This window comes from Deltaproteobacteria bacterium (assembly GCA_016931625.1).
Lineage (GTDB): Bacteria > Myxococcota > XYA12-FULL-58-9 > XYA12-FULL-58-9 > JAFGEK01 > JAFGEK01.
Genome location: JAFGEK010000215.1, coordinates 15,530 through 29,491, shown reverse-complemented (window position 1 = coordinate 29,491; position 13,962 = coordinate 15,530). Strand labels below are relative to the sequence as shown.

5 protein-coding genes are annotated in these 13,962 nt (G+C 42.8%); all 5 read right to left on the bottom strand.

Annotation, left to right across the window (positions count from 1 at the left end):
* Positions 1-471: 471 nt before the first annotated feature.
* Entirely contained in the window at positions 472-1,659 is a 1,188-nt protein-coding gene (hemW, locus tag JW841_17600; protein ID MBN1962749.1) for a radical SAM family heme chaperone HemW, read from the bottom strand.
* A 1-nt stretch (position 1,660) separates the two neighbouring features.
* Positions 1,661-3,118 carry a transglutaminase domain-containing protein gene (locus JW841_17595; GenBank protein MBN1962748.1) on the bottom strand — a complete coding sequence of 486 codons (1,458 nt, stop codon included), beginning with the start codon at positions 3,116-3,118 and terminating at the stop codon, positions 1,661-1,663.
* Between the two features lie 26 nt (positions 3,119-3,144).
* Complete coding sequence (locus JW841_17590) at positions 3,145-5,367, bottom strand: protein kinase (GenBank protein ID MBN1962747.1); 2,223 nt, start codon at positions 5,365-5,367, stop codon at positions 3,145-3,147.
* A 334-nt stretch (positions 5,368-5,701) separates the two neighbouring features.
* Entirely contained in the window at positions 5,702-6,949 is a 1,248-nt protein-coding gene (gene rho / locus JW841_17585; GenBank protein ID MBN1962746.1) for a transcription termination factor Rho, read from the bottom strand.
* Positions 6,950-7,281: 332 nt separating this feature from the next.
* Complete coding sequence (locus JW841_17580) at positions 7,282-13,851, bottom strand: hypothetical protein (protein MBN1962745.1); 6,570 nt, start codon at positions 13,849-13,851, stop codon at positions 7,282-7,284.
* Between the last annotated feature and the right edge of the window lie 111 nt (positions 13,852-13,962).

Genomic DNA, 13,962 nt, shown 5'->3' with positions numbered 1-13,962 from the left:
CGCTATGGCGTGGATGGACCAAACTTGAAATTCTCGTCGAAGGTTGGTGCCTTGCAAGGAGTCTGAATGAAATGTGATCAAGAGACAAGCCTTTAGGCGGTGGGCTTAAAAGCAATGCGGACTATAAGTCCTGTTCCGTGCAAAGCACGGCTTAAAGATCCCAGCTTAAGCAGGCTTAAGTTTCTACTTTAAACTCTTCGTCTGTATCATGATTTTGCTCTTCGATATAAGTTTTTATAGTCTCGTCTGTTGCATTGCCACTACTTTTTACAGAAATATCCCCGAGCCCAAAGATGACCTCCTCAAAACGATTTTTTAAATTTGGGAACTCTGCTAATATTTTTGCATAGCAATTTCAAAGTATAAGTTTTAAAATACAATATACCAATCGATTCTATTTAAAAATATTTGAAGAATATCTGACCTTTTTCCCATGTCTGGCCATTCTTGGTGTACGCCAATGCGGAAAAACTACATTAACATCAGTGCCAATGCATCAGCATTCATCAATCCTAAACTAGTTGGTAACAAACGTGTATCATCGCGCTTTAGCCAACCTATTGCTTGGGCTTTGATTGCTGCTTGTTCAATTTGCGTTATCTCAACATCATTAGCTAATTCACTTATATCAATGCCATCACTGAGGCGCATACTCAGTAACAATCGCTCATTCATTAATGCTTGCGTATCTAAAGATTCTACAAAGCTAATGCTGTAGTCATTTGATTTTGGTATACCTGCAAAGGTTGCACCCTTTCTTGATAACCAAGCTTCAATATATTCAGTAGGCTCTCGCCTTGTCTCCCATCGCCAGCCTTGATGCCAAGCTTCACGCTTAAAACTATGTGCCCCAGGACCTACCCCTAAATACTGGCCGCCATGCCAATAAAGTTGATTATGCTTTGAGCGCTTTTGCGCCCGAGCATAATTAGACACCTCATAATGTTCATAACCAAGCTTTGCTAATCTATCTTCAATATATAACATCATTTCGGCTTCAAAACTTTCGCTTACTGGTTTTATTCGTCCTGCTTGGCGTCGCCGATATAAATCAGTACCCTCATGATAAGTAAGCGCATAAAGCGATACATGATCTGGCGCTAAGCGTGCAATATTTGCAAGATCACATTCAAGGTGCTGCATGGTTTCATCAGGAATAGCGAATAATAAATCTAAAGAAATATTATTAAACCCGGTTTGCCGAGCCCAATGATATGCTTGTTCACTGTCGACCGCTGTATGACCACGCCCCAGCTTTTTTAAAAAAGCATCATGTGATGATTGCCAGCCCAAACTTATGCGATTTACTCCAAATTGTTTTAGTTGTTGATAACCTGCAAGTGTTAAAGTCGCAGGATCAACCTCAACGGTAATTTCTGCATCATCAACAATTATATATTGACGCTTAATCTCTTCCATAATGCTTGCGTAAAATTTGGCTGGGGCCAGTGATGGTGTGCCACCACCAAAATATATTGATTGTGCCTTTAGGCCGTTAAATGCGAGACCACGAGTACTTAACTCAGAAACTACCGCCCTAATGAATTCAGACCACTTGGCGCGCTTATATAGATAAACATTAAAATCGCAGTAAGAACAAACGCGCCGACAATATGGTATATGCACATAAATACCAAATGTGTCGGTGTATTGAGCCATTTTAATCGGCTAATGCTACTACCTTAAGATTACCTAACAGCATAACGATGCGTGCTTGTTCGGCTGGCCCGCCACCAGCAAGCTTTACATGGGTGGCGTCAGCAATCGGTTGGTTCCAGGTTGGATCAACCGTATACCAACGACCATCTGCAAAGACTTCAGCCCAAGCATGCCAACCAAAACCATCGCCGGGTGGCCAATAAGCAATACCAACCGCAACTCGGGCTGGGATGCCTAAAGCTCGCGCTAAACCTACAAATAGTACACTATATTCAGTACAATCCCCTCGACCGCTATTAAGTGCCTCAAGGGCATTAGAATATGCCGGTACATATTCAGCCTTGATATGATTATACACATAATGAGTTAAACCCTCGACTACCTCAGGTAGCAAATTAGCATTGCCTTTTGCTGCTATTGCGGCTTTGCGAATAGCTGACGCCTGACTTTGAATAAATGGCGTCGCGACAATTTCGCTTTTAATCTCATTGGGTATTTTCATATCAGCCAATGATATTTTTGGCAGTACAGGATCACGAGTTAAGCTCAGCACTACTAAATCACCTTGCCGATCAACCTTTTGTCGTGGTGACGATGGTGGATCCATCTTACCAAAACCTGAAAAGGCTACGGTTAAATGCTCAAGAGTTTCTGGATTATTTATTGCACGTGGAGTTTTAACTACAGCGGCTACTAGCAAGTCTTGCTGATAATCAAGCTTTTTAGCGACATCTGGTGGTTCTAATCTTGCGATAAAAAAGCCACCCACTTTAGTTTCGAGTATCTTGCCGGTTTCATCAAACCAACTGGTCTCATTGATACCAAGATCATTATAAGTTGCATCAATACGTAAAGTGCGAGTAACAACCCCGGCAAACATCCGATTCTCGATTGCTTTTACATGCTGTTGAATAGTTATGTTGCGTTGCAATGAGGGATCAAAATGTTGTGAAATAACACTATCACCAACCTTGCCGGTACGCGCTAACTTATTTGCCGCTAGTGCGTCATACACTGTCTCTAAAACTTCGTGGTGTTGTTGCGTTTGGGCGTCACCAGCTTGTACGGTTAATAACAATTCTTTGTTTGAACGTTTGCCAGTTACTATTACCTGGCCGGTTGCTGCTTTTTGAATAAATGATAATTCTTGCAGCATCATTTTGGGGCCTGCATACTTGCGATTTTCTGAAATATCAATTGTCGATACCTGGCCCATTCCTCCAACGGCCGCATGCAATTCAAGAATAATCTTAATAGACTTATCTTTATTTAACATCATTGCTGAGCGCATCCAGCCAACTTTACTGCTATTTAAATAAACACCATAAGTTAAATCAAAAGGGGTTATTTCTTTTATAGGTGTCGATATGGATGTCTTTGCAGCAACTAATAATACCGAAACGATTGCTAATGCAAAAACACATATACATGGCTTCAATAAACAAAATAATTTATTCATGAGCATTAATAAATTTATAAGTTAGGTTAAATTGATACATCTAAAGTTGTTGTTAGTTTTGCTAAGTTACTTTGTTCTACAAGCGAAATTAAAAAGCTAATCAATATAGCCTCACTACGGCCGGCAAAATGTCCGAATTCAATACCAATACGAGCATTGCGATCGTTGCTATCATTTTGAATTTCAACACGCATCACTTTACCACGAACTTCTATACGTTTATTTAGTGATGGCAAAGAAAAAGCAACACCTACTTGTGTACCTACAGGAGAAATGTGATGCGAATAGAGTTTTATGCCACCACGTGAAATATCAACCGACATACAATTGAAGTTACGACCGCCAGATCGTAATTCTACCGGTATTGATACTGCATAACGTAAAAATACTCTACCTAATCGATTATCAAGCAATAGGTTACGCATATGGTTAGCCAAAACAATCGATGTTTCATCACGCCGACATAAAATAGCGCGTTCATTGTTAATACCAGCAAAAATCTGACGCGCTTCAGTTTGTGCCAAAATTATCATAGGTATCATACCCATCGCAGGACAAGAACGAAAATCTTTTATAAAATTACGATCAGATGGTTCTGCAGGAAAAGCATCATAAATAACTCCACGATAACTCGCGTAATTTGTGCGCTCAAGTGCTTCTGCCGCTGATGGTGATACGTCTACTTCAAACCCTAAATGGGTTATTTCTTTTGCTAACTGCACAGCAAACTGCGGTGTCTTTGAAACTACAAGAATATGTGGCAACAAACCCTGAGTATCGGTACTTGTTGCCTTTTGGCGATTAGCTATGGTTGAAGCACCTACAATTGCAGCACGAATGGCTGAAAGAACTCTTTCAATGTTAAATGGTTTATATATAAGATCAACAGCGCCTATAACATCGGCATTGTGTACCCATTGTGCACAAAGCGCATCGCTTACTGCTATAACCGGGGCAGTACATTTATAATGTGATAATATATTAACAATATTTACTGGATTAAAATTACGGTTGCAAACATCAACTAAAATTAATGAAAAATTTATCGGTCGTGCCAAAACTTCTACAAGCTTTTCATGGGTTGAGCAGACAACCGGATGAAACCCTCGCGAAAGCAATAATTCAGAAAAAGCTGCTTGCGCTCTTTCATCACCAGTACAAATAGCAATGGTTTTTGCGGCACCATTTGCTATTGTACTACCGGATAAGCCTTCGCGTAATTGCAGCTCTTGTATATGTTCTGATAAAAAAAGCTTACGCATCATAGCTGCAACTGCAAGCGACATCCCGGTTGGTGGTGGTACAAATCCATTTAATGCTTGAGCCATTTCACGGGCATTACTATAACGGTCTTCAGGTTTACGCGCTAATGCGGTTAGTAAAACCTCCTCTAATTGAGGTGGTAAATTTGGATTAAGGCTACGTGGTCGCGGTATTTTGGCTTTTCTATTTGCCTTCATAATCTCTTCAGTAGTGTTACCTGAAAATAATCGCGTAGCTGTAAGCATTTCATACATAACTACACCGAGCGAAAAAATATCAGCACGCTGATCTATTGCATTACCACTGGCTTGTTCTGGTGCAAAATAGCCAGGTTTGCCTACTAACTCGCGTTCTTTTTCATGTAAGCCTGCTGCGATTGAAGCGACACCAAAATCACCAAGCTTTACATGGCCACTAAATGATAAAAATACATTGGCAGGTGTAACATCACGATGAATTAAATTTAACTGTTTACCATCAGGGTCTGCTAATTCATGAGCATATATTAAAGCTTTAAGCACTTCACCAATGATATGCATACTTACAGCTAATGGCAGCAACGAACGAGTATGACGACTTCTTTCTAGCATATTTTCGAGATCGCGACCTTCTATATATTCCATTGCAATAAATAGCTCGTCTTCTAATGAACCGGCTTCAAAGGTCTGCACAATATTAGGATGTTTTATCAGGGATAACACATAAGCTTCATGACGAAAGAGATCGACAACTTGTGGGTCTTTAGACAATTGCCGATGCATTATTTTTACCGCAAATGTGGTGTCAGCATAGCTTGGATGTATATGGCGCGCTCGTAATACCCGTGCCACCCCACCTTCACCAACTTGTTGAATTAGCTGATATGGGCCAAAAAAAAGTGGTACTTCGGCGCTAGCTACCTGCTGATTTGGCGTCGCCGCAGGTATCTCGAAATCGAGCCCGTCGAGTAAACTCGCAGGGTCGAGATTAGGCTCTTCGTACGACATTACTTAAGTGGCCGCTATCCTTTGTTGCAAGAGAGTGCATCAAGTTGCAGTTACTTTGGGGGTGTCCATAAATGTCTCCCGTCGATCTTCACGAAATCCGCTACTTACGGACCACGTACTCACAAAATTAAAGCTTGCGACTTGCCAGTAAGCAAGCCTCAGCTTAATTTTGCTGCGCTCGTGTCCCTCGTTTACGCGTCTTTCGTGAATCTCTCGGTCCAACATTTTTGGACACTCCCCTAGTTTAACACAAAGTTTACAATTTGTGTGCAACTTGGTGCGATTTGTTTCACTTGAAAAAATACCACAATTATAGATAGTATTATAGCTTTTATTAAGTTGACATTGAATCAAGAAATTCTCGATTTGTTTTGGTGCCTTTTATCTTTGAAATCAAGAATTCCATTGAGTCAATAACATTAAGTGGATGTAGCAATTGGCGTAAAATCCACACACGATTAAGGATCTCTGATTCAAGCAATAACTCTTCTTTTCGAGTTGCCGAACGATTTATATCCATGGTGGGGAAAATACGTTTTTCCATGAGCTTGCGATCAAGATGCAATTCGCAATTGCCCGTGCCTTTGAACTCTTCGAAGATAACTTCATCCATACGGCTACCAGTATCAACTAACGCCGTACCGATAATAGTTAATGAACCACCTTCTTCAACATTACGAGCAGCACCAAAAAATCGTTTGGGTTTATGCAAAGCGTTTGAATCAACACCGCCAGATAGGATCTTACCTGATGGCGGCACCACAGTATTATAGGCACGAGCTAAACGCGTAATCGAATCGAGCAAAATAACCACATCACGTCCATGCTCAACTAACCGTTTGGCTTTTTCAATAACCATTTCAGCAACTTGAACGTGACGCTGTGCCGGTTCATCGAATGTAGACGAAATAACTTCACCCTTAACTGAACGCTGCATATCGGTGACTTCTTCGGGACGCTCATCAATAAGCAACACGATAAGCCATACATCAGGATGATTGGTGGTAATGGCATTAGCCATTGCTTGCAGCATTACCGTTTTGCCAGCACGCGGAGGCGAAACAATCAACGCACGCTGACCCATGCCAATGGGCACCAGCAAATCAATTATACGTGTTGAATGATTTGACGGGTCATATTCAAGGTTGAATTTGCGATTGGGATAAAGCGGCGTGAGATTGTCAAAAAGGATCTTTTCACGCGCCTTTTCAGGGGCTTCAAAATTAACCTTTTCAATTTTGAGCATTGCATAATAACGCTCAGAATCTTTTGGCGGTCGAATTTGCCCAGCAACCGTATCACCAGTGCGTAAATTAAGACGGCGAATTTGTGATGGTGATACATAGATATCATCTGGACCAGGTAAATAATTATAATCAGGAGCACGCAAAAAACCAAAACCATCGGGCAGGCACTCAAGCACGCCCTCGGAGAAAACAGCACCTGAATTATTGGTATGAGCTTGCAACAAAGCAAAGATAAGATCTTGCTTGCGCATACCCGCAGCGCCTTCAATATTGAGATCAGCAGCATAGCGCGCGAGTTCGTGTGGTTTTTTCTTTTTTAATTCATTGAGATTAATAATGCCATCTTTAGCCAGCATGTGGGCTGCCTTTGGGTCCCGTCTCCCAGCCGTCTAGGGTACACGGGGGGTTTGAAAGTTTCCGCAAGGCCAAAATGAAAGCCTATTGGGGTTCGAAGAAAAATGAACACTGTGGTGTCGCGCCCTTTGACGGCGCGCGCGACTTAAAATTACCGCGAGTGTTCACCCTGTAAAAAAACCATATTTTAAAGGAAGGCCACCATGACGAAAAAGCATGGTAGCAAAGACCTTCCTGTCACAATAGCAACACTGACGTCAAGAGCTTTTATGCCCTTTTTTAACGGTTTTTTAATAAATGTTACTAGTTCACCTTACTCACCACAGACATTATAGCATTGTAGCGTTAACGGATTACATTCGGAACATGGCGGACAACCACCACAATCAGCGGCTGAAATGCATAAGCCACAGGTAAATGACACAGGATCATCATCACAGGTGGATGGCGCAGGACACGAGTCAGGTGGGTCATAACCACAAGTGGTATCGCATAAACACTGGCCGCAAGTTGGCGAAGGTGTTGTGTCATCATCATCACAAATACGCCCATCAGGACACGAACCACCACAGGTAGTGTCGCATAGACACTGACCGCAAGTTGGTGAAGGTGTAATGTCATCGTCATCACAATATTCACCGGTACCACAGCCACCGCCGCAAGTTGTATCGCAAATACACTCACCAGTTAGATAGTTACAAATGGTGAATGGTGGACATTCACCACATTGTGGTGGGGTGCAAAAACCGCAGGTAAATGAGCTTGGATTTGCATCGCAAGTTTGCCCAGTTGGGCATGGAGGATCAGGCTCAGGAATACCAGTGCTTATCCTACAACTTGTATCACAGAAACACTTGCCGCAATCAGGTGAAGTTGGGTCACTGTTGCGATACTGACCTGCTGGGCAACCGCCTTCACAATCTGTTGGTGTTGGGGTGCCTTCAGGGCAACCACCAGTATCACAAACACATTGACCGCATGTATCTGAGTAGCAATCATTTACATCATAACGCCAACTACAATCGGTAATACCTTCGCAAGTAGTATCTGGTGCAATGTTATGGCAATTGTTATACCACGAATTGTTATCGCACCTATCACCTTCGCCGCAAACAACGCCACTACAGGTTATATCACAAACACACACACCATATTCAGGGTCACATACTTGTCCGAGTGGACATTCAACATATTGACAATCACGTCGCTCACAAAGACCATTAGCCATGCATAAGCCTAAACCTGAGCCAAAATCAGCCCATGCACAACCAGGAACGCTACCGCAGCTTTCTTCTGTAGTTAAAGTTGCACAATTATCAGTTAAACCACCAACAATAGTGCCACTAATACCGCACTCTTGACCTGATAGGCACAAACAATCTGGTCCGTCAGTTTCAGGGCATGGACAATCTGGATCACCCGCTGCAGGTTGTTCATTATCTATCCAGTAGCGATATGAAACTACGATATCAGCATTTTGTTTTGGTCGTGCATTACCATACAACACTAAAGTATTAGTAGCAGCATCATAATCAAAACCATCAGTACGCGAGCGTGGCACATCAGTAATCATATGTGTACCACTACCGCATAGTGGGTATTCACTAGCTTCGTTACATACCTCAGTTGTCACTTTAATAGTAGCGGCAATTGGTTGCACTGCATGATTATTAATAAAGCCTTCAAGCACATAAGGTGAGGCTTTGTGTATTGAAGTTATCACTATAGCTTCAATGGTTGGATATAAATTAGTGGCGCAGATACTACCCCAACCACCACCGGTAGATTCAGCCACTGTAGTAACACCGTTGCAAGGTTCTGCAGTAGAACACCCTGCAGTCTTGTCACCAACGATGCCAAAGGACATAAAGCCACGTGATAATAAATAATCTCTATAAGCTTTTTGGCGCGCTAGACGAATTGAACTAGTCATAGAGAGGCTACCTTGTTTGTATTCTTCGCAATCACCGTTATAATCTATATCCTTAAGGTAGCACTCTTCTTCATCAGACAGGGTCACGATAAACTTATCTGCATCTGGTCTGATAGCGCGCTTTAATGGTGGCCGACAGCCAGCTTGACCCGAGCCCCATAAATCAGTATCCCATTCACACCAACCACCACCTTGAGCTTCACAAATTGCTTCATCATCTGAACTGCAAAGCGTAACGCCAAAATCTAAATCAGGTACGCAAGCTGTTCCATTCCAAGAACAACGTGGTGACTGGCCATCACAAGCACCTTCAGAAGTATAAGAGGTACATGGTATACCAATGCTGGGCCAGCATGTACTAGCATCTGGATGCCATTCGCAGCCAGTAGGTTCGAGTTCATTTTCTGACCCATCTAAACCATAGGGATATTGATTGGAATCGTTACCATTACATTGCTCTGCAGTATTATCAGAAATATTACAATAATCAGGCATACAGCGATTAGTAACTACCCCATTATCAACAACCCATGTACATCCTTCTTGTGCCAAACATGTTTCGCTAGTAGTAAATGCAGTACATAAATCTTGCGCTCCAGCGCGATAAGCAGCCCATTGTGCCATTAACAGACCAAACTCACGTCCACTTCCGTTATCATCGGGTAAGCGAGAGGCAAAGTAACAAGCCGGATCATTAGTAGAACCAATACCCGGACAAGCCGGACAGCATGGTTGACCATTGAAACAACCCTCTAAGCAGTCATAACCAACGGTTCTATCGGTTAAACCTGTATCAACAATGCCCGCAATTGCACCTGTGAAATCACCGATAAGCATACCTTTTATGCGCTTCGATTCATCGTTCGATGCATCATTAAAGGCGGATCTAGGTTCCCAGTATACAGGTGGATGCCATCGGTCATCGCTTTCAGCGGTGGTAACTTGGCCAATACGGTAATCAGCCTCGGTATTGTTAAATAGTGCAAAAAATAACGTAGCTGATTGTTGTACTTGATCAATTTCTTCTGCCATCGAACCAGAATTATCAACCACCCAAATAAAATCTAACTTGCCATTTTTTTGTACTAGTGACTGACACAAAGCTGCGGTGTCATCACCAAATTGAGCCAAGGCACTACCGCTTGTTATATTTTCAATATAAAACAGTGGTATTTGTGAATAGGCGGTGCCACGATAATCATAGCCATAGTCGGCTGGCGTCGAAGTGGATGTCGGCACTACCGCACCGACCACCATTACTACTCCTGGTGTGCATGCTTCTGTTCCAGTAGTATTTGGATCACAACGATATACCGTTTCGATAATTACCGTAAAATTATTAGTTGTAGGACCAACTGGTACTGTTAGCCCACGATCACCACCATCTAATGCATTTACTATAGTATTACGTAAGTTAGCCACACCTACTGTCGAAGAAGTTGTAACGTTATAACGTGAAACAACAGCACCATAACCATCAAAGGTTGAAAAGGTGCGATTGATTACTAGTTCAACCGCTGAAATTTCAGTTGCTGATTGCATACTTGTACGATCAGTCTCACTTTGCGCCACTGCTTTAACGATAAGATTGCGAGCTGCATTATCGTCATAAGCAGCAAGAGCATCAGCACCAGGTATGCGATTAAGCACAAAACCACTCACAGCATACGAACCATGAGCTGAATTAGTATCATCAAAGGCTAAACCAACTTGTGTACTCGATCGAATAATCGTTTGTGTTGAGGTAAATTCTTGTTCAAGCGCTAAAGCATAATCAGCCGTTCGTGAATAAAATATGTTAATCGGTTTTAAGTTTTCTTCTGAACAAACTAAATATACGCCATCACTGCCATCATTAATACCATCACCATCGGTATCAGCATGAACGCGTGAACTTTCAGCTAATAAGCACTTTTGCCCTAAAGCAACACAAATACCACCGCTAACAATGCAACCACGTATACCAGGGCAAGTAGCTATCGAGTAGCTAGTACAAGCAGGCGTTAGGTCATCGGCTTCACAACCTGGATTATAATCGTAGTCGCCGGTAGAACAAACAGGGGTCAAGCGTGAATCAACAATTGGTGCGCCTGTACCATCTACTTGGCAGTTAACAAAACCGTCATAATTAACATCTTCATCAACATCATTGACGCCATCAGCATCGCTATCTATATCACGATAGTCAGGGGTACCATCGATATCATGATCGACACCTTGGTTATTTACAGTAGATGCATCTGTTGGCTTACTGCGTGCTTCTATATTATCAATAATACCATCATTATCGCTATCGTCATCTCGAAAGTCCGGGGTACCATCGTTATCATAATCGCATGCTTGCAATATTGCAGGATTACATGAAGGACCCGCCTGCACATCAGTTAATAATGTTGAAGCGTCATGCGCAGCCGTATCATCGCAATAACTAGCAAGCACAAAACCTTCGCAGCGATCGAGAATACCATCATTATCACTGTCAGTATCGAGCATATCAGTAGTAAGATCACCATCAGTATCAATAGCAATGGCCCATTGCCCATATTCGACTTCATCGCTGATATAATCATCATCGCAGTCAGTATCTATGTAACAAGCAACACCCTCGAGTTGATCAAATATAGAATCACCATCACTGTCGCGATCACGCGCATCTATAGAGCCATCACTATCGGTATGACGACCTGGATCAAGACCACCTTCATCAGTGTCTGAAATACCATCGCAATCAGCATCACCAGCACAAGCAACTGCACAACCACCATCAACGCAGGCGAACCCCGTTGGGCACCAACCATCACGTGCGCTAGTTGAACATAAATCTACACAAGCACCATTGATACAACTGGCACTAGAACCACAATTAGTACCATAGGGGTATTGCGGCGAACAGTTTTTAGAAACACAACTACCTAAAGCACAACCATTGCCGACACCAGATATTGCCTCACCTAAATCATGTAAGCTCTTATTGCAGCACACTGAACCGCTGGCGCACCAGCCGTTGGTATTATCTGGATCTGGGTAAGAACAGTCAGTAGGAACACATGAACCAATATAATCAACAGCCGGCGCATAACTACGTGTAGTAGCTAGAGTGGCATCGCAACAAACTTGATTTGTTGGACATGCACCATTGGTAATCGTAGGACTGCATGGTGGCATTTTGCAATCACCAAGAACGCATATTTCAGGATTGGGGCAGTGACCACCTGGGTATTCTGGCAAGCAAGGTACTAAACCTGTATCAATGCAAACACCTAAAGTACATGCAATTGCATCAACTAAAACTGGTGTACAACATATTTCATTAGCATTAGGACAGCTACCAGTATAGGTTGTTGGTGAGCAGTTAACGCCAACTGTTGAACAAATACCCGAAATTGTATCGCATACCCCCGGAGCACAATAGGCGTTAGCAAGGGCTTGATCATAACTATTTGGGTCGCCAGGTATGGTTTGACCAGCTTCTCGACAACCGGTCTTTGAGCATACGCCAAAATAACATGTCTCGTTTGGATCTGTACAAACGCCACTTCTAAACCAAACACTGCATTCTGCGGGGGTACAGGTGTTATTATCACAGTATTCGTTAGCTGAAGGACAAGCACCATACTTATGATCACCACATTGTGGTGGTGAACAAACACCTATGGTACAACCGGTAAATGCCGCATTATCTTCATCACAACAAACATTATCAACTTTAACAGTACAGCCATAGATAGGAACGCACATAGTTGTTTGCGTATCGCAGGTGCCGTCAGTGTTGATTTCTGAGCATGGCCCGTTAACACAAGCATGGTTTACACAAATATCGCCAGGCGTCTCACAATAAACACCGTTGGGATATTGAGGGGTACATGGCGCTTCGACACAATTACCTTCACTATTACAAATTAAAGTCGGTGGAAAACAGGTGCCATGTCCTGGATCATGTTCACAACTTGGAGTTAAACAATAACCTTGATCACAAACCAATGGGGCTGTGCATAAGCCAGTCGGATGCGAAGGCGCACAATCAGGTTCTACACATGTCTTAGTAGCGGCAATACAATACTTACCATCAGGACATAAATAACCGCCGGCTTCACAATTAAGCAGCACACAATCACCGCTAATACAAAAACCACCACCACTGCATAAACCATCAGTTCTAGTTGGTGAGCATTCGTTATCGGGAGTAACTAGCTGGCAAAGGCCGTTTAGACAAGCCGCACCTTGGCCACACAAACCGGTCGGGAAATCAGGCGTACATCGATTATCAGAAATTGATACGCAGGTACCGCCAACGCATACTTCATTAGCAGGGCAAATACCTTGAGGTGCTGTTAACGAACAAGCATTAGCATCAGGAATTGGTCCGCCGCATTGACCCTGAATACATACTTGCCAACTTGGGCAAGAACCATCAGGATGATTGATATCGCAAGTGAAGCCCTGATTTACACATGAACCTTCAACACATGTTTGCAAGGGATCAAGACAAAAACCTTTAAGCTGAGTGGGCGAACAAATTAAGCTGCTGTCAAAACAATATCCTAATACACAGCTCAAACCACCCTGACATAAACCTTGGGGATTATCTGGGGAACACGGACATTTAGTTGGCTCTTCTACACTGCAGGTCGTGGGAATAGGCGTACATGCACCATTAACGCAGGCAAAATCGGGGTCACAAAGGCCATTAGGATTATTCGGGCCACATATCGCAGGCAGATTGCTTTCTGCATAACAAACACCACTTATGCATTTATATCCGTAGTTGCAACTACCAACGAGGTTTTGCGGACCACACAAACTACTCTTAGGAACGCAAAAGCCTAAGTGGCAAACAGTATCGCCTGGACAACCTTGCGAACAATTTGCTTCTTCAGGTTCTTGTATTAAAAGTTGACCACTACAACCAATTGATGACGCAACAAAAATACAAAGCAAGTACCTACGCATGGCTTTTCACGCCTCCGATGCTCAAGGTTTGCTATACGCGCCGTGGCCCTTAAGAAAGCACGATAGCCTGTGTCCCTATTAAACATTGTAGCGCTTCTTTTAAAAAATGTC

Bases quoted from the DNA above. Each gene is read 5' to 3' on its own strand.
- JW841_17595 (MBN1962748.1), bottom strand. From the start codon at position 3,118: ATGAATAAATTATTTTGTTTATTGAAGCCATGTATATGTGTTTTTGCA.
- JW841_17590 (MBN1962747.1), bottom strand. From the start codon at position 5,367: ATGTCGTACGAAGAGCCTAATCTCGACCCTGCGAGTTTACTCGACGGG.
- JW841_17580 (MBN1962745.1), bottom strand. From the start codon at position 13,851: ATGCGTAGGTACTTGCTTTGTATTTTTGTTGCGTCATCAATTGGTTGT.
- hemW (MBN1962749.1), bottom strand. From the start codon at position 1,659: ATGGCTCAATACACCGACACATTTGGTATTTATGTGCATATACCATAT.